Origin of the sequence: Streptomyces lincolnensis, assembly GCF_001685355.1 — a bacterium.
Lineage (GTDB): Bacteria > Actinomycetota > Actinomycetes > Streptomycetales > Streptomycetaceae > Streptomyces > Streptomyces lincolnensis.
The window spans coordinates 9,777,942-9,795,812 of sequence record NZ_CP016438.1; the positions used below are offsets into that span (position 1 = coordinate 9,777,942).

Annotated in this window: 12 protein-coding genes and 1 pseudogene; 10 read left to right on the forward strand and 3 right to left on the reverse strand. The window is 69.5% G+C overall.

Annotation, left to right across the window (positions count from 1 at the left end):
* The first annotated feature begins 4 nt into the window (after positions 1 to 4).
* From SLINC_RS43145 to SLINC_RS43160, 4 genes are all read left to right on the forward strand, one after another.
* Positions 5 to 1,090, forward strand: coding sequence for a quaternary amine ABC transporter ATP-binding protein (locus SLINC_RS43145; protein ID WP_067443857.1), 1,086 nt, complete (start codon positions 5 to 7; stop codon positions 1,088 to 1,090).
* A complete protein-coding gene (locus SLINC_RS43150) occupies positions 1,090 to 3,090 on the forward strand; it encodes an ABC transporter permease (RefSeq protein ID WP_067443858.1) in 2,001 nt (666 codons plus the stop codon). Before SLINC_RS43145 ends, SLINC_RS43150 begins: the two co-directional genes overlap by 1 nt.
* Positions 3,091 to 3,103: 13 nt before the next feature.
* Positions 3,104 to 4,066, forward strand: a complete 963-nt coding sequence (locus SLINC_RS43155; protein WP_067443859.1) for an ABC transporter substrate-binding protein — start codon at positions 3,104 to 3,106, stop codon at positions 4,064 to 4,066.
* A 269-nt stretch (positions 4,067 to 4,335) separates the two neighbouring features.
* Positions 4,336 to 4,821 (forward strand): hypothetical protein, encoded by a 486-nt coding sequence (locus SLINC_RS43160; RefSeq protein WP_159425407.1) that lies wholly within the window; start codon positions 4,336 to 4,338, stop codon positions 4,819 to 4,821.
* A 222-nt stretch (positions 4,822 to 5,043) separates the two neighbouring features.
* Here the strand turns inward: SLINC_RS43160 and SLINC_RS43165 are convergent, their stop codons facing one another.
* A complete protein-coding gene (locus SLINC_RS43165; RefSeq protein WP_067443861.1) occupies positions 5,044 to 5,244 on the reverse strand; it encodes a hypothetical protein in 201 nt (66 codons plus the stop codon).
* A 32-nt stretch (positions 5,245 to 5,276) separates the two neighbouring features.
* On the opposite strand from SLINC_RS43165, the pseudogene SLINC_RS46810 reads away from it, so the two are divergent.
* From SLINC_RS46810 to SLINC_RS43195, 6 genes and pseudogenes are all read left to right on the forward strand, one after another.
* Positions 5,277 to 6,906, forward strand: a pseudogene (locus tag SLINC_RS46810) (ISAzo13-like element transposase-related protein).
* 93 nt (positions 6,907 to 6,999) lie between these two features.
* A complete protein-coding gene (locus SLINC_RS43175) occupies positions 7,000 to 9,438 on the forward strand; it encodes a GcvT family protein (RefSeq protein ID WP_067443863.1) in 2,439 nt (812 codons plus the stop codon).
* Positions 9,439 to 9,474: 36 nt separating this feature from the next.
* Positions 9,475 to 10,335 carry a bifunctional methylenetetrahydrofolate dehydrogenase/methenyltetrahydrofolate cyclohydrolase gene (locus SLINC_RS43180; RefSeq protein WP_067443864.1) on the forward strand — a complete coding sequence of 287 codons (861 nt, stop codon included), beginning with the start codon at positions 9,475 to 9,477 and terminating at the stop codon, positions 10,333 to 10,335.
* 31 nt (positions 10,336 to 10,366) lie between these two features.
* On the forward strand, positions 10,367 to 11,599 hold the full coding sequence (locus SLINC_RS43185) for a sarcosine oxidase subunit beta family protein (protein WP_067443865.1): 1,233 nt from the start codon (positions 10,367 to 10,369) through the stop codon (positions 11,597 to 11,599).
* A gap of 28 nt (positions 11,600 to 11,627) precedes the next feature.
* Complete coding sequence (locus tag SLINC_RS43190; protein ID WP_067443866.1) at positions 11,628 to 14,891, forward strand: sarcosine oxidase subunit delta family protein; 3,264 nt, start codon at positions 11,628 to 11,630, stop codon at positions 14,889 to 14,891.
* Positions 14,884 to 15,492 (forward strand): sarcosine oxidase subunit gamma, encoded by a 609-nt coding sequence (locus tag SLINC_RS43195; RefSeq protein ID WP_067443867.1) that lies wholly within the window; start codon positions 14,884 to 14,886, stop codon positions 15,490 to 15,492. The genes SLINC_RS43190 and SLINC_RS43195 overlap by 8 nt, the downstream gene beginning before the upstream one ends.
* A 60-nt stretch (positions 15,493 to 15,552) precedes the next feature.
* Here the strand turns inward: SLINC_RS43195 and glyA are convergent, their stop codons facing one another.
* Both glyA and purU read right to left on the reverse strand, forming a co-directional pair.
* Positions 15,553 to 16,830, reverse strand: a complete 1,278-nt coding sequence (gene glyA, locus SLINC_RS43200; protein WP_067443868.1) for a serine hydroxymethyltransferase — start codon at positions 16,828 to 16,830, stop codon at positions 15,553 to 15,555.
* A gap of 40 nt (positions 16,831 to 16,870) precedes the next feature.
* Complete coding sequence (gene purU / locus SLINC_RS43205) at positions 16,871 to 17,743, reverse strand: formyltetrahydrofolate deformylase (RefSeq protein WP_067443869.1); 873 nt, start codon at positions 17,741 to 17,743, stop codon at positions 16,871 to 16,873.
* Positions 17,744 to 17,871: the final 128 nt, after the last annotated feature.

Here is a 17,871-nt window from a genome sequence, read left to right on the forward strand (position 1 = left end):
GAACGTGACCACACAGACCGAGGTGCCGCAGCGGCGCGGCACGCCCCAGGACTCGGGCTCCACCCCGGTCATCTCCGTGCGCAGGCTGTGGAAGGTGTTCGGCCCCAAGGCCGACCAGGTGCCGGACTCCGAGGAGCTGCGCGGCTTGACCCGCCGCGAGCTCATGGACCGCGCCGGATGCACCGCGGCCGTACGCGACGTCGCCTTCGACGTCTCGCCCGGCGAGGTCTTCGTCGTCATGGGCCTGTCCGGCTCGGGCAAGTCCACCCTGGTGCGCTGTCTGACCCGGCTGATCGAACCGACCGCCGGCGAGATCGTCTTCGAGGGCGAGGACATCCGCCAGGCCGACGCCGGGCGCCTGCGCGACCTGCGGCGCCGCAAGTTCTCCATGGTCTTCCAGCACTTCGGGCTGCTGCCCCACCGCCGTGTCCTGGACAACGTCGGCTTCGGCCTGGAGATCCGCGGCACCTCCCGCGCCGAACGCACCAGGCGGGCCCAGGAGGTCGTCGACCTCGTCGGCCTCGCCGGGTACGAGAACTCCTACCCCGACCAGCTCTCCGGCGGCATGCAGCAACGCGTGGGCCTGGCACGGGCGTTGGCGGGCGACCCCGACGTCCTCTTCTTCGACGAACCGTTCTCGGCGCTCGACCCGCTGATCCGCCGGGACATGCAGAACGAGGTCATCCGCCTGCACCACGAGGTCGGCAAGACCATGGTGTTCATCACCCACGACCTGTCCGAGGCGCTCAAGCTGGGCGACCGCATCCTCATCATGCGCGACGGCAAGATGGTCCAGTGCGGCACCGGCGACGAACTGGTCGGCGCCCCGGCCGACGACTACGTCCGCGAGTTCGTCAAGGACGTGCCGCGCGGCGACGTGCTGACCCTGCGCTGGATCATGCGCCCGCCGCAGGACGGCGACCCGCTGGACGGCCCCGAACTGGGCCCGGACGTCGTGGTGAAGGAGGCCACCCGGGCCGTCCTGGCCGCCGACAAGCCGGTCAAGGTCGTCGAGAACGGCAAGCTGCTCGGCATCGTCGGCGACGAGGAGATCCTCGCGGTGGTCGCCGGGCGAGAAGGCGGCGCCTGATGACCGTCGTCATGGAGAAACCCGGGAAGACGGAGTCGGCGCGACCCGCCGCTCCGGTCAAAGAAGCGCGCAGGCCGAGCCGGTTCATGATGGTGGCCGGGATCGTCGTCCTGTGGCTGGTGCTGTTCGCCGTACTGCGCGGGAAACAGACCCTGGCCCTGGCCGCGGCGGACCTGACCGACCTGCACCGGTGGTTCAACGACGTCAACGACTCCATCGGCGCCAACCGCAACTCCAACCCGCTCTTCCTGTACTTCTTCAACGAGATCCGCCTGGTCATCGACACCCTGGTGACCTTCGTCCAGGAGCTGATCTCCCAGCCCTCGGGCGACCGCCCCCTGCCGCAGATCGGCTGGCTCGGAGTCGTCGGCATCGCCGGCTATGTCTCCTGGGCCGTGGGCAACTGGCGGGTCGCCCTGCTGGCGGTGGCCGGTTTCACCTTCCTGGGCCTTCAGGGCCTGTGGCAGGAGAGCATGGACACCCTGGCGCTGACCCTCACGGCCGTCTTCGTGGCGCTGCTGTTTGCGATCCCGATCGGGGTGTGGGCCGGGCTGTCGGACCGGTTCAACCGGATCGTCACGCCCTTCCTGGACTTCATGCAGACGATGCCGACCTTCGTCTACCTGGCACCGCTGACCCTGTTCTTCCTCATCGGCGGCGCCTCCGCCACCATTGCCACCGCGATCTACGCGGCCCCGCCGACCATCCGCATCACCGCGCACGCCATCCGCAACGTCTCCAGGACGACGGTCGAGGCGGCCGACTCCCTCGGCGCCACCCGCCGCCAGTCGCTGCTGAAGGTCCTGCTGCCGATGTCCAAGCGGACCGTGGTGATGGGCGTCAACCAGACCATCATGGCCGCCCTGGCCATGGTGACCATCGCGGCTCTGATCAACGCGCCGGGCCTCGGCGTGGTCGTCCTGCAGGCGCTGCAGTCGCTCGACGTCGGCACGGCCTTCAACGCGGGCCTCGCCATCGTGGTCATGGCGATCGTCCTGGACCGGGTGACCACCGCGGCCGCCGCCCGCGAGGAGAACGCGCGGCGCTCCAATAACCGCCTCCTGAAGTGGCGGCGGCCGCTGCTGGGCGCCGGTGCGGCCGTCACAGCGGTCCTGGTCTATCTGTCGCACACCTTCCTGTGGGCGGCCGACTTCCCCGGTGACGGCACGGTCGGCAGCCACATCGCGAGCGCGGCGGACAGCGCGACCAACTGGGCGCAGGACAGCCTCTCGGGCGTCACCAACGCCATCCGTGACGTCATCACCAACGGTCTGCTCAACCCGTTCCAGACGCTGGTCACCGACTCCCCGTGGTGGCTCGTCGGCGCGGTGCTGGTGGCGCTGAGCGTGGTGCTCGGCGGCTGGAAGTCAGGGGTCACCACGGCCGTGTGCCTGGGCCTGCTGGTCGGCACCGGTCTGTGGTCGGACGCCATGACCACCCTGGCCTCGACGCTCGTCGCAACGGTCCTGGTGATGGCGCTCGGCATCGTCTTCGGGGTGTGGATGGGGCGGAGCATGATGGTGGACCGGCTGATCCGGCCCACCCTGGACGCCGCCCAGGTCATGCCGCCCTTCGTCTACCTCGTGCCGTTCCTCGCGCTGTTCGGCCCCACCCGCTTCACGGCCATCGTCGCCGCGATCGTCTACGGGGCCCCGGTCGCCATGAAGATCATCGCGGACGGGATCCGGGCGGTGCCCGAGACCACCGTGGAGGCGGCGACCTCCGCCGGGTGCAACACCTGGCAGATCATCACCAAGGTTCAACTGCCGATGTCACGCAGTGCTCTGACGCTTGCGACCAACCAGGGCCTGATCTACGTGCTGTCGATGGTTGTTGTGGGCGGCCTGGTAGGTGCGGGCGCCCTCGGCTACGACGTCGTGGCCGGATTCTCACGGGGGGAGCTGTACGGGAAGGGGCTTGCCGCGGGTCTGGCCATCGTCCTTCTCGGAGTCATGTTCGACCGGATCACTCAGGCCGCGGCGCGCCGCGCCACCGCTTAAGGAGCACGACACCATGGCAAGACACTGGCGAGCCGGCGCGGCCGGCCTGGCCGTCCTCGGCCTCACCCTCACCGCGTGCGGCGGGGCGAAGGTCGGAGACAGCTCCTCCGCGGGCTCGGAAAGCTCGGGCAAGTGCGGCACCTTCAATCTGGCCATCAACCCGTGGGTGGGCTACGAGGCGGACGCGGCGGTCGTCGCGTACGTCGCCCAGCACAACCTCGGCTGTACGGTCAACAAGAAGAACCTCAAGGAAGAGATCGCCTGGCAGGGCTTCGGCTCCGGCGAGGTCGACACGGTCCTGGAGAACTGGGGCCACCCCGACCTGGTGAAGAAGTACATCGACCAGCAGAAGACCGCCGTGGACGCCGGCCCGACCGGCAACGAAGGCCTCATCGGCTGGTACGTGCCGCCGTGGCTGGCCAAGGCGCACCCCGACATCCTCGACCACAAGAACCTCAACAAGTACGCGTCGAAGTTCAAGACGTCCGAGTCGGGCGGCAAGGGCCAGCTCCTCGACGGCGACCCGTCGTACGTCACCCACGACGAGGCGCTGGTGAAGAACCTGAAGCTGGACTTCAAGGTGGTGTACGCGGGCAGTGAGACGGCGCTGATCCAGGCCTTCCGCACCGCCGAGAAGAACAAGCAGTGGCTGATCGGCTACTTCTACGAGCCGCAGTGGTTCCTGTCCGAGGTCCCGCTGAAGAAGGTCAGCCTGCCCCCGTACAAGGACGGCTGTGACGCCGACGCGGCGAAGGTCGCCTGCGACTATCCCGTGTACAAGCTCAACAAGATCGTCAGCGCGAAGTTCGCCAAGTCCGGCAGCCCCGCCTACAACCTGGTGAAGAACTTCAACTGGACGAACGACGACCAGAACGAGGTCGCCAAGTACATCGCGCAGGACAAGATGACGGACGAGGCGGCGGCCAAGAAGTGGGTCGAGGCCAACAAGGACAAGGTCGACGCCTGGCTCAAGTAGCGCCGGCGTCCGCCGCTGATGTGGTTGTTCTCCGGCCAAGGCTCCGTGGGTGTGTTGCGTGAACTGCCGGAGAACAACCTATTTCGCCCGCGATTCCTCCCGAATTCCACCATGAAATCCTCACCTGGAGCATGGCCGCCGGTAAAATGGTTCAAGCTGCGGCAAAAATGATTTCCGAGGCCCGCGGTGAAGGCATCTCCCCGGTAAGATCTCGTCCGGAATGACACACGGTTACGACCAAACCCAAATTCATTCGGAAACGGGGAGACGTGGGGATTCGCAAATATACGCGGAGCGCTCTGATTGCCGGGATGCTGCTTGGGGCATCCATCTTCACACCGGCCACTCAGGCTGACGCTGCAGCTGGGCAGTACCACTTGAACCTCGGTCAGAAGCTGACCGTCGGGAAGTGCATCGTGTCCACCAAGGGGCAGCGCGGGGCTGTCGCAAAGCTTTGCATGGGCAAGTATGCCAACGCGCTCATCTACTACAAAGGTGTTCTAAAGGCTGAGTTCGGACCGAATCACGTGACGGCGGCTCAGCCCAAGGCCTATATCACGCTCGCGTCCGACCACAACGTCAAGATTTATAAGTACTCCGGTGGACCGCTGCTGTTCAACAGCAAGACCGCCGGGAAATTCCCGGCGACCCAGCTGTGGATCGACTCCTGCGCGGCTCTTCCTTACTGGAACGTCGCCCTGGTCAAGCCTGGAAGCTTCAACTGGCCCTGGAAGGGCGAACACTGCGTCGGCTAGTTGTACCCGGCCAGTCGGGTAGGGACCGCCGCATTGCTGCGGCGGTCCCTCCTCAGAACCGGCCGTGCGGGCTTTCCCCGCAGCTCGGCTCAAGCAAGCCCGAGAGGCTCACAGGCGTGCAGTGCAGGACGAGTGGATGAGACGGAGTTGCACCCCGTCCGACGTTTCGATCCCGCGATAGGTGATTTTCCTGGTGGTGATCGCCTGTCGGGTGCCTCGCAGCTATTGTTCCCACTCGGTGGGGCTGGACGGCGGAGCGTCGGCGTGCAGCAGCGGTCCCCGGCAGATCAGACACTGCCCGTTCTGCGCCTGGAGCAGGCGCAGGGTGGCACGGTTGATCGGCGGTGGTGGGCTGGTGCGGCGCCGTTCGGCCCAGTAGGTCGCCAGGGCAGGGTCGTCCGGGGATGCCGAGCCGTGGACCATCTGGTGTCGGACGATCTTCGTCCAGGCGTGATATGACTTCGTGTCTGTCAGGCCGCGTTGCCGCTCGTGCTCTGCGGGTCAAGTTTGATCAGATCCTCCCGCACTTCGATGAGCGCCGCCGTCGGTTGTACCTGGCCAGTGAGGCGACGGCCCTCGGCCGCGGCGGAATCGTCCGGGTCGCCGCTGCCTCAGGCACCAGCACTGCAACCATCGCGCGAGGCATGGCCGAGTTGGCCGGTTGCCCCTCGCCGACCCTGGGGGTCCGGGTTCCAGGTGCGGGCCGCAAGCGGCTGACAGACACCGACCCTGGTCTGTGGCCCGCGCTGGAGTCGCTGATCGAGCCGCACACCCGAGGCGACCTCGTCTCCCCGTTGCGGTGGACCACGTTGTCGTTACGGGCCCTGGCCTCAACCCTCACCACACAGGGCCACCCGGTCAGCGCTTCAACCGTCGGATACCTGCTGCACACCCTGGGCTACAGCCTGCAGGGAACCGCGAAGACAACAGAGGGCGCCCGGCTCCTGATCACCGCCGACTCCGGCGGCTCCAACGACCCCCGCCGCTGGACCTGGAAAAGCAACCTTGCCGCCTTCGCACGAGAGAGCGGCCTGGGGATCACAGTCTGTCACCTACCGCCGGGGACTTCGAAGTGGAACAAGACAGAGCACCGGATGTTCTGTCACATCACCGCGAACTGGCGGGGCGGCCGCTGACCAGCTACCAGGTCGTCCTCGAGACCATCGCCGCCACAACCACCAGGATCGGCCTGACCATCGGGGCCGAACTGGACACAGGCAGCTACGACCTCGGCGTCAGCGTCACACCCGCCGAGTTCCACGCCCTTCCGATCACACCCAGCACCTTCCACGGTGACTGGAACTACACGCTGTCTCCCGTTCCACCGCGAGCGCCAGACGCGCCGGCAACGACACACCGGACCGACCCGGCCCTGACCGGCATGTCACGAACCGCCTTCAAGCATCTGGTGGCGGTCTCGGAGCCTTTCTGGGACGCCTTGGCCGAGGCGGCATTCCAGCGACGCTTCCACCGCCCGCGCAGCTACCGCCACCCACAGACGAGCAGCGTGGACCACACCCACCGGCTCCTGGCAGCCATCCTGCGCCGCCGCAGAGCGGTGACCATGACGTTCCTGGCGCAACTACTGGGCGTCAACCGCACCAGCTTGTCCATCCAGTACCAGGACGCAAAACGAATCCTGGACCTGCACTGGATCCTCGTCACACCAATACCCGGATCGCCCGCCCGCACATGGGAACAACTACACGCCCGAACAACCCCCGCGGAAGCCCGTCGCTGACAGTTATCGAAATACGGGCCCTGGGCGGAAGTGAGTCCGCGCACCGGCACGCCCCGAACGGTTTTGGGCCCACTGGTCATCCGCTTTCGCATCCCGGGCGGAGACACGGATCGTGTCCGTGGTCCGAGCCGAGAGGGCGGAGTCCCTCACGACCTGGCCATGTGAATGCGGCCAGAGGCGACGGAGAGGCCCTGAATCATCTCTCTGGTGGAGCAGAGGCCCCGCACGCTGGCGCCGCACTCGGCGTCCCAGATCGCGCTGCCACGCTAACTCGTTCGCCGCCCAGTGCCGCAAGCCGACCATCACACGATCGAGCTAAACGTCCCTGCGTGCTGAGCTCTTGACACCCCTCCCCGAGGCGGGCACATTGAGTTGCGCAACCTGAAGCACGTTGCGCAGAAAGCAACTAAACGGTTTTGAATTTCGGAGGTGCGGCGATGGCGGGACCCCGAGTGGTGATCATCGGAGCGGGCGTCGTGGGAGCGGCCCTCGCTGACGAGATCTCCGCGCGAGGCTGGACCGAGGTGACCGTGGTCGACCAGGGCCCGCTGCCCGCCACCGGGGGATCGTCCTCGCACGCCCCGGGCCTGGTCTTCCAGACGAACTCCTCCAAGACCATGACCGAACTGGCCCGCTACACGGTCGAGAAGTTCTGCTCTCTCGACGTCGACGGCAAGCCCTGCTTCCTCCAGGTCGGCGGCCTCGAAGTGGCGACCACCCCCGAGCGCCTCACGGAACTGCGCCGCCGCCACGGCTGGATCACCGCCTGGGGCATCGAGTCCCGGCTGCTGACCCCCGGGGAGTGCGTCGAGCAGCACCCCCTGGTCAACCCGGAGAGGGTCCTCGGCGGCCTCCTGGTGCCCACGGACGGCCTCGCGAAAGCCGTCCTCGCCGTCGAGGCCCAGATCCGCCGGGCCACCGAACGCGGCGTCCGCTTCCTGGCCCGCCACGAGGTCCTCGACGTCCTGCGGGCCGACGGCAAGGTGACGGGCGTCCGCACCGACCGGGGCGACCTGGAAGCCGACATCGTCGTGTGCTGCGCCGGCATCTGGGGCCCGAAGATCGCCCGCATGGTGGGCATGAACCTCCCGCTCACCCCGCTCGCCCACCAACTCGCCTGGACCGGCCCGGTACCGGCCCTCGCCGGCCAGACCGAGGAGGCGGTCCGCCCGATCCTGCGCCACCAGGACGCCGACCTCTACTACCGCGACCGCTTCGACGGCATCGGCATCGGCTCCTACGGCCACCGCCCGATGCCCATCACCGCCGACGAGATCCTCTCCGTCGACGAGGCGGACCAGATGCCGTCGGTCCTGAAGTTCACCGAGGACGACTTCGCCGACGCCTGGACCGAGACCCAGTCCCTGCTCCCGGCCACGCGGGAGGCCAAGGTCGAGGAAGGCATCAACGGCCTGTTCTCCTTCACCACCGACAACTTCCCCCTCCTCGGCCAGTCCCCGGACGTACGGGGCTTCTGGGTCGCCGAGGCCGTCTGGGTCACGCACTCCGCGGGCGTGGGCCGGGCGATGGCCGAGTGGCTGGTCGACGGCCACTGCTCGTCCTTCGACCTGCACGAGTGCGACGTCAACCGCTTCGAACCGCACCAACTGGCCCCCGAGTACGTGCTGGCCCGCGACTGCCAGAACTTCGTCGAGGTCTACGACATCCTCCACCCCCTCCAGCCCTCCGGCCACCCGCGCCCGATCCGCACCAGCCCCTTCCACCCCCGCCAGCAGGACCACGGCGCGTTCTTCCTGGAGGCGAACGGCTGGGAGCGCCCGCACTGGTACGAGGCCAACGCGGGCCTGGTCGAGGGCCGTTCCATCCCGACCCCGGGCGACTGGGCCGCCCAGTACTGGTCGCCGATCGTCGGCGCCGAGGCCCAGGCCACCCGCGAGACCGTCGCGATGTACGACATGACGGCCCTCAAACGCCTGGAGGTCAGCGGCCCCGGCGCCGCCGCCTTCCTGGAGCGGCTGGTCACCGGCAAGGTCGCCAAGTCCGTCGGCTCCGTGACGTACACCCTCCTGCTGGACCACGACGGCGGCATCCGCAGCGACGTCACCGTCGCCCGCCTCGCCCCCGACCTCTTCCAGATCGGCGCCAACGGCAACCTCGACCTCGACTGGCTCACCCGCCACCTCCCCGCCGACGGCACGGTCCAGGTCCGCGACATCACCCCCGGCACCTGCTGCGTCGGCCTGTGGGGCCCGCTCGCCCGCGAGGTCCTCCAGCCCCTGACCGACGAGGACTTCTCGGCCGAGGGCCTGAAGTACTTCCGCGCCAAGCGCGCCTACGTCGGCAGCGTCCCGGTGACGGCGATGCGCCTGAGCTACGTCGGCGAACTCGGCTGGGAGCTGTACACCACCGCCGACCAGGGCCTGAAGCTGTGGGACACCCTGTGGCGGGCGGCCGAGCCCCTCGGCGGCGTCATCGCGGGCCGCGGCGCCTTCAACAGCCTGCGCCTGGAGAAGGGTTACCGCTCCTTCGGCACCGACATGACCTACGAGCACGACCCCTACGAGGCCGGCGTCGGCTTCGCCGTCAAGCCCGACAAGGACGACTTCATCGGCAAGGCCGCCCTGGAACGCCGTAAGGACAACGTGCGGCGCAGGCTGACCTGCCTCACCATCGACGACCCGCGATCGGTCGTCATGGGCAAGGAGCCGGTGTACGACGGCGACCGCGCGGTCGGCTACGTCACCAGCGCCGCCTACGGCTACACCATCGGCAAGGGCATCGCGTACGCCTGGCTGCCGGCGGAGCTGGCGGTGCCCGGCCGCACGCTGCACATCGGCTACTTCGACCGGCGCATCGAGGCGATCGTGGCCGAGGAACCGCTGTTCGACCCGGCGATGTCCCGCCTCCGTGGCTGACAACCAGCGTCGACTCCGAAGGAAGGAACACCGCCGGTGAACGCACAGTTGCTCGACGGCAGGGCGACCGCCGCCGACCTCCGCTCCGAACTCGCCGAGCGCGTGGCGAAGCTGACCGTCACAGGCACCCGCCCGCCGGGCCTCGGCACCGTCCTGGTCGGCGACGACCCCGGCAGCCACGCCTACGTCGCCGGCAAGCACCGCGACTGCGCCCAGGTCGGCATCGCCTCCCTCCGCCGCGAACTGCCCGCCGACGCCTCGCAGCGGCAGGTCGAGGAGACGATCGACGAGCTCAACGCCGACCCGGCCTGCACCGGCTACATCGTCCAACTCCCGCTCCCACGCCACCTGGACGCGCACGCCGTACTGGAACGCATGGACCCGGCCAAGGACGCCGACGGCCTGCACCCCGTCAACCTCGGCCGGCTCGTCCTGGGCGGCGAGGCCCCGCTGCCGTGCACTCCACGCGGCATCGTCGAACTGCTCCGCCGCCACGCAGTGCCGCTCGCCGGAGCACGGGTGTGCGTGATCGGCCGGGGCGTCACGGTCGGACGCCCCCTGGGCCTGCTCCTCACCCGCCGCTCCGAGAACGCCACCGTCACCCTCTGCCACACCGGCACCAAGGGACTGGCCTGGCATGTGCGCGAGGCGGACATCGTCGTCGCGGCCGCCGGCTCGCCCGGACTGATCACCAAGGACATGCTGCGCCCCGGCGCGGCGGTCCTGGACGTCGGCATCACCCGCACCGACGGCACACTCGTCGGCGACGTCCACCCGGACACCGCGCAGGTCGCCGGGTGGCTCGCGCCGATGCCCGGGGGAGTGGGACCCATGACACGGGCGATGCTCCTCGCCAACGTCGTCGAGGCCGCCGAGAGGAACGCGAACGCCGTATGAACCTGTCCCTGCCCGAGGGCGGAGCCGTCCGATGAACCCCCGCACGCCCGGAGCAGCGCTCCCGGAGCACCCCGACCGGCTGTGGCGCACACCCGAGCCGAAACGGTCCTACGACGTCGTGATCGTCGGCGGTGGCGGACACGGCCTGGCCACCGCCCACTACCTGGCGAAGAACCACGGCATCACGAATGTCGCCGTCCTGGAGAAGGGCTGGCTGGCGGGCGGCAACATGGCCCGCAACACCACCATCATCCGGTCCAACTACCTCTGGGACGAGAGCGCGGGCATCTACGAGCACGCCCTCAAACTCTGGGAGGGCCTGGCGGACGAACTCGACTACCCGATCCTGTTCTCCCAGCGCGGCGTGCTGAACCTCGCGCACAGCCTCCAGGACGTCCGCGACAGCGTGCGCCGCGTCGAGGCCAACCGGCTCAACGGCGTGGACGCCGAATGGCTGGACGCCGAGCAGGTCAAGGACGTCTGCCCGATCGTCAACATCTCCCCGGACGTGCGCTATCCCGTCCTCGGCGCCACCTACCAGCCCCGCGCCGGCATCGCCAAGCACGACCACGTCGCCTGGGGCCTGGCCCGCTCCGCCGACACCGCCGGCATCGACATCATCCAGAACTGCGAGGTCACCGGCCTGGACGTGGTGGGCGGCAGGGTCGTCGGAGTACAGACCACCCTCGGCCCGATCGCGGCGGGCAAGGTGGCCCTGTGCTCGGCGGGCCACAGCTCGGTGCTCGCCGCGATGGCCGGCATCGAACTCCCGCTCCAGAGCCACCCCTTGCAGGCACTGGTGTCCGAGCTGCTGGAGCCGGTCCACCCCACGGTGGTCATGTCCAACGCGGTCCACGTGTACGTCAGCCAGGCCCACAAGGGCGAACTCGTCATGGGCGCCGGAATCGACGCCTACACCTCCTACACCCAGCGCGGCGCGTTCCACATCATCGAGGAACAGATGGCCGCGGCACTGGAACTCTTCCCGGTCTTCGCCCGCGCCCACGTCCTGCGCACCTGGGGCGGAATCGTCGACGTCAGCCCCGACGCCTCCCCGATCATTGGCCTCACCCCGGTCGACAACCTCTACCTCAACTGCGGCTGGGGAACCGGCGGCTTCAAGGCCACCCCGGGCGTCGGCTGGGTCTACGCCCACACCATCGCCCACGACACCCCGCACCCCTTGAACGCCCCCTTCTCCCTCGACCGTTTCACCACCGGCGCGCTCGTCGACGAGCACGGCGCGGCCGCGGTGGCCCACTAGGACCACTGGACCCTCTGGGAGCCGACCCATGCTGCTCATCCCCTGCCCCTGGTGCGGGCCCCGCGACGAGGCCGAGTTCCACTACGGCGGCCAGGCCCACGTCCCGTACCCCGAAAACCCGTCGGACCTGACCGACGAGGAGTGGGCCCGCTACCTCTTCTTCCGCACCAACCCGAAGGGCCCCTTCGCCGAGCGCTGGACCCACGCGGCGGGCTGCCGCAAGTGGTTCAACGCGGTACGGGACACATCGACGAACGAGATCCTGACGGTGTACCGGTCGGGAGAGGAACGCCCGGCGCCTGTTGAGCCGAGGCCGGTGTTCTCGGCGGGGTCTGGGGCGGCAGCCCCAGAAGGGGCGCGGGGAACTGCGCGGCCAGCCCCCACCCACCCGCAGCCGAATGACAATCCTGGCGGGGTCGAAGGGGCGCAGCCCCTTCAGGATGGGACGGGTAGGGGCGGCGGGGGCGAAGAAGGCCAACCGTCCCGCCACCCCACCCGCGGCCGAATCCACCGGGACACCCCCCTCACCTTCACCTTCGACGGCGTCGAATACCACGGCTACCAGGGCGACACCCTCGCCTCCGCCCTCCTCGCCAACGGCGTCATCCAGACCGCCACCAGCATCAAACTCGGCCGCCCCCGAGGGATCTTCTCGGCCGGCGTCGAAGAACCCAACGCGGTCATCCAGATCGAGGAACCCTTCCCCGAGCCGATGCTCCCCGCCACCACCGTCGAGCTCTACGACGGCCTGGTCGCGACCAGCCTCCCCGGCCAGGGCCGCCTCGCCACGGACCCCGACCCGGCCCGCTACGACGCCGTACACGCCCACTGCGACCTCCTGGTCGTCGGCGCCGGCCCGGCCGGCCTCGCGGCAGCCGCGGCGGCAGCGCAGAGCGGCGCCCGCGTCATCCTCGCCGACGACCAGCCGGAGCCGGGCGGCAGCCTCCTGGGCACCGGCGAACACCTCGACTGGGTGTCGGAGGTCGCCGAACTCCTCGACGCCGAACCCGAGGTCCGCGTCCTGCGCCGCACCACCGTGTTCGGCTACTACGACGACAACCACCTCCTCGCCGTGGAACGCCGCACCAACCACCTCGGCGCGGCAGCCCCCGACACCGTCTCCCGCGAACGCGTCTGGCGCATCCGCGCCCGCCACGTCGTCCTCGCCACCGGCGCCCACGAGCGGTCACTGGTCTTCGCGGACAACGACCGCCCCGGCGTGATGCTGGCCGCCTCGGCCCGCACGTACGCCAACCGCCACGGCGTACTCCCCGGCCGCCACGCGGTCGTCCTCACCACCAACGACAGTGCCTACGCGGCGGCGTTGGACCTCGACGCGGCGGGCCTCGCCATCGCGGCGATCGTCGACACCCGCCCCGAACCGGGGGAGTGGGCGGAGCATGCGAGGGCGGCCGGAATCGAGGTGCTGCCCGGACACGCCGTCACCGGCACGGACGGCGACCCACGCCTCACCGCCGTGACCGTGGCCCCGTACGGAGAGTCCGTGGGGCGGCGGGAGTTCGCCGCGGACCTGCTGCTGGTCTCCGGCGGCTGGAACCCGGTGGCACACCTGTTCAGCCAGTCCGGCGGCAAGCTCCGCCACGACGAGGAGCTGGGCTCCTTCGTCCCCGACACCTGCCATCAGGCGGTCGAGGTCGTGGGCAGCGCGAGCGGAGTCCTCGACCCGGGCACCGCCCTGGCGCAGGGCGCGGCCGCCGGAGCCCGCGCGATCGAGGCCGAGGGCTACACCGCCCGCACGCCCCGCCTCCCGCGGATCCCCGCCCAGCCGCGGCCGACACCCCCGATGCACGTGTACGTCGTCCCGGGCGCCGAGGGCGGCCCCCGTTTCGTGGACCTCCAACGGGACGTCACCGTCGACGACCTGGCGCGGGCGACCGGCGCCGGGATGCGCTCGGTCGAGCACACCAAGCGCTACACCACGGCGGGCACCGCCAACGACCAGGGCAAGACCTCCGGAGTCCTGGCCGGCGGCGTGGTCGCCGGCCTCCTCGGCGTCGACATCTCCGCCCTCGGCACGACCACGTTCCGGCCGCCCTACACGCCGGTCTCCTTCGCCACGCTCGCCGGCCGCGACCGGGGCGCGCTGCACGACCCGATCCGTACGACGGCCCTGCACGCGTGGCATGTCGAGCACGGCGCCCTGTTCGAGAACGTCGGCCAGTGGAAGCGCCCCTGGTACTACCCCCGCGACGGCGAGGACATGGACGCAGCGGTCCTGCGCGAATGCGCCGCCGCCCGCGAGAGCGTCGCCTTCATGGACGCCTCCACCCTCGGCAAGATCGACGTCCAGGGCCCGGACGCCGCCGTCCTCCTCGACCGGCTCTACACCAACATGATGAGCACCCTGAAGGTCGGCATGATCCGCTACGGCGTCATGTGCCACCTGGACGGCATGGTCTTCGACGACGGCACCGTCATCCGCCTCGCCCAGGACCGCTTCCTGATCACCACGACCACGGGCAACGCGGCCGCCGTACTGGACTGGATGGAGGAGTGGCTCCAGACCGAGTGGCCGGAGCTGAAGGTCCACTGCACCTCCGTGACCGAACAGTGGGCCACCGTCGCCCTCGTGGGGCCGAAGTCCCGCACGGTCCTCGGCGCACTCGCTCCCCGACTCGCCGTCGCCAACGACGACTTCCCGTTCATGGCCTGGCGGGACGCGACCGTCGCGGGCATCGAGGCCAGGGTCTGCCGGATCAGCTTCTCCGGCGAACTCGCCTACGAGATCAACGTGTCACCCTGGCAGGCCCTCGCCCTGTGGGAGGCACTGGACGAGGCCGGCGCTCCGTACGGCATCACCCCGTACGGCACGGAGACCATGCACGTCCTGCGCGCCGAGAAGGGCTACCCGATCATCGGCCAGGACACCGACGGCACCGTCACCCCGCACGACCTCGGCATGAGCTGGGCGGTGTCGAAGAAGAAGCCCGACTTCATCGGCAAGCGCTCCTACGCCCGCGCCGACACCGTCCGCCCCGACCGCAAGCACCTGGTGGGCCTGCTCCCCGAGGATCCGGGCACCTTCCTGCCCGAAGGCACCCAACTGGTCGCCGACAGCGTGCTGCCCGCCCCGCCCGTCCCGATGCTCGGTCACGTCACCTCCAGCTACCGCAGCGCCGCCCTCGGCCGGACCTTCGCGCTCGCCCTCATCAAGGGCGGCCGCGACCGCATCGGCGAGCGCCTCTTCGCCCCCGTGGGCGACCGGCTGGTTCCGGTGACCGTCGCGAGCCCCGTCCTCTACGACCCCGAGGGAGCCCGCCGCGATGGCTGACACCGCCCTTACCGCCCCGCTCCGCAGCCCTCTGACACACACCGCCGACCGCCTGGCCGCCGCCACCCGCACGTCGGGTGGGGCGGTCCGGCTCGCCGAACTCCCCTTCCTGACCCAGATCGACGTGCGTCTCGACGCCAAAGGCGCGGCGGCGGAAGCCGTCGGGCTCACGCTCGGCCTCCAACTGCCGCTCCAGCCCAACACCGCCGTCCGCGCAGGGGAGTTGACCGCGCTGTGGCTCGGCCCCGACGAATGGCTCCTGGTGAGTCCCCCGGGCGGCCGGCGGGACCTGGAGAACCGCATCCGGGAAGCCGTCGCCGGAGACGACGAGCCCGTCTCCGTCACCGACGTCTCCGCCCAGCGCACCACACTCCTCGTCAGCGGCCCCCGCGCCCGCGACCTGCTGGCCCACGGCTGCTCCCTGGACCTGCACCCACGGGCCTTCGGAGCCGGACGCTGCGCACAGACGACCCTGGGCCGCGCCCACGTCGTCCTCGTCGCCCGGGACGAACCCAGGGCCGGATTCTGGGTCCTGGTCCGCTCGTCGTTCGCCGGCTATCTGACGGACTGGCTGCTGGACGCGGCGACGGAATACGTCTGAACGAGCTGACGCGAAAGGGGGGCCACCGAGTGGCTCCCCCCTGACGCATACCGACAGGATCTACTCGTTGAGCCCCGGGTACAGCGGGTGCTTGTCGGCGAGCGCCCGGACCCGGGCCCCGAGCGCCCCGGCGTCGGCCCCCTGGAAGGGAGAGGGCGCCTTCAGCGCTTCGGCGATCACGTCCGCGACCTCGGTGAAGTCCTCGGCGGTGAAGCCGCGGGTGGCCAGGGCCGGGGTGCCGATGCGCAGGCCCGAGGTGACCATCGGCGGGCGCGGGTCGTTCGGGACGGCGTTGCGGTTGACCGTGATGCCGACCTCGTGGAGACGGTCCTCGGCCTGCTGCCCGTCCAGTTCCGACTCGCGCAGGTCGACGAGGACGAGGTGCACGTCGGTGCCGCCGGACAGCACGTTCACCCCGGCCTCGCGGGCGTCCGCGGCCGTCAGACGCTCGGCGAGGATCCGCGCACCCTCCACCGTACGCCGCTGCCGCTCCTTGAAGTCCTCGGAAGCGGCGACCTTGAAGGAGACGGCCTTCGCCGCGATCACGTGCTCCAGGGGACCGCCCTGGAAGCCCGGGAAGACGGACGAGTTCAGCTTCTTGGCGAAGTCCTTCTTCGCCAGGATGATTCCGCCGCGCGGTCCGCCGAGGGTCTTGTGCGTGGTGGAGGTGACGACGTCGGCGTACTCGACCGGGTTCGGGTGCAGCCCCGCCGCGACCAGGCCGGCGAAGTGCGCCATGTCGACCCACAGGAAGGCTTCGACCTCGTCCGCGATCCGGCGGAACTCGGCGAAGTCGAGCTGGCGCGGGTACGCCGACCAGCCCGCGATGATCACCTTCGGCCGGTGCTCCTTGGCGAGCCGCTCGACCTCGGCCATGTCGACCAGACCGGCGTCGTCCACGTGGTAGGCGACCACGTTGAACTGCTTGCCGGAGAAGTTCAGGCGCATGCCGTGGGTGAGGTGGCCGCCGTGCGCGAGGTCCAGGCCGAGGATGGTGTCGCCGGGCTGGGCCAGGGCGAACAGGGCGGCCTGGTTGGCGGAGGCGCCGGAGTGCGGCTGGACGTTGGCGTACTCGGCGCCGAACAGTTCCTTGAGCCGGTCGATGGCGATCTGCTCGGTGACGTCGACGTGTTCGCAGCCGCCGTAGTAGCGGCGGCCGGGGTAGCCCTCGGCGTACTTGTTGGTGAGGACCGAGCCCTGGGCCTCCATGACCGCCAGCGGGGCGAAGTTCTCCGAGGCGATCATTTCGAGGGTGGACTGCTGGCGCAGGAGCTCGGCGTCGACCGCGGCGGCGACCTCCGGGTCGAGCTCGTGCAGGGGCGTGTTCAGAACGGACATCTGCGGTCTCCGGGTACGGGGGCGACGACGGTGCGGGGCCTCAGCGGAAGACCACGGTGTGGTGGCCGTTGAGCAGGAGGCGGTTCTCGGTGTGCCACTGCACGGCCCGTGCCAGTACCTGGGCCTCGACGTCCTGTCCCAGCGTGACCAGCTCGTCGGGGTCGTGGGAGTGGTCCACGCGGACCACGTCCTGCTCGATGATGGGCCCCTCGTCCAGGTCGGGCGTGACGTAGTGGGCGGTCGCGCCGACCAGCTTGACTCCCCGTTCATGGGCCTGGAGATAGGGGCGGGCCCCTTTGAAGCTGGGGAGGAAGGAGTGGTGGATGTTGATGGCCCGGCCCTCAAGCCGCTTGCAGAGGTTGTCCGAGAGGATCTGCATGTAGCGAGCGAGCACCACGAGGTCGATCCGGAGCCGCTCCACCAGGTCCAGCAGTTCCGCCTCCGCGTCCGCCTTGGTGTCACGGGTGACCGGGATGTGGTGGAAGGGGATGCCGTGGCTCCGCGCGAGCGGCTCGAAGTCCCGGTGGTTGGAGACGATCGCGGGGATCTCGACGTTGAGCACGCCGGTGCTCCTGCGGAACAGCAGGTCGTTGAGGCAGTGGCCGTACTTGGACACCATGATCAGCGTACGGGCGGGGGCCGCGGCGTCGCGCAGCCGCCAGTCGATCCGGTAGGCGTCGGCGACCGGCGCGAAGTCGGCGTTCAGGCGCTCGGGCGACATGGCGGGGTCGGAGACGTCGAAGTGCACGCGCATGAAGAAGCGGCCCTGGCGCCGGTCGTCGAACTGCTGGCTCTCCAGGATGTTCCCGGAGTGGGCGAGGAGGAACCCGCTGACGGCGTGGACCAGTCCGGCCTGGTCGGGACAGGACAGGGTGAGGACGAACTCGTGGCCGGGATGCGGACGAGGCGGCATGGCATCCTCCAGTGCGCGATGAGCAACAGGATGAGCAATACGCAACATGGTCCAAGCGGGAGGGGTGTCCGGTCAAGGGTGCAGCCCTTGAACTTGTTGTGCAGGGTGAAAAACTCCGCGCGATGAGC

Coding starts and splice junctions, on each gene's coding strand:
- SLINC_RS43150 (WP_067443858.1), top strand. CDS start 1,090: ATGACCGTCGTCATGGAGAAACCCGGGAAGACGGAGTCGGCGCGACCC.
- SLINC_RS43155 (WP_067443859.1), top strand. CDS start 3,104: ATGGCAAGACACTGGCGAGCCGGCGCGGCCGGCCTGGCCGTCCTCGGC.
- SLINC_RS43165 (WP_067443861.1), bottom strand. CDS start 5,244: ATGGTCCACGGCTCGGCATCCCCGGACGACCCTGCCCTGGCGACCTAC.
- SLINC_RS43175 (WP_067443863.1), top strand. CDS start 7,000: ATGGCGGGACCCCGAGTGGTGATCATCGGAGCGGGCGTCGTGGGAGCG.
- SLINC_RS43185 (WP_067443865.1), top strand. CDS start 10,367: ATGAACCCCCGCACGCCCGGAGCAGCGCTCCCGGAGCACCCCGACCGG.
- SLINC_RS43190 (WP_067443866.1), top strand. CDS start 11,628: ATGCTGCTCATCCCCTGCCCCTGGTGCGGGCCCCGCGACGAGGCCGAG.
- SLINC_RS43195 (WP_067443867.1), top strand. CDS start 14,884: ATGGCTGACACCGCCCTTACCGCCCCGCTCCGCAGCCCTCTGACACAC.
- glyA (WP_067443868.1), bottom strand. CDS start 16,830: ATGTCCGTTCTGAACACGCCCCTGCACGAGCTCGACCCGGAGGTCGCC.
- purU (WP_067443869.1), bottom strand. CDS start 17,743: ATGCCGCCTCGTCCGCATCCCGGCCACGAGTTCGTCCTCACCCTGTCC.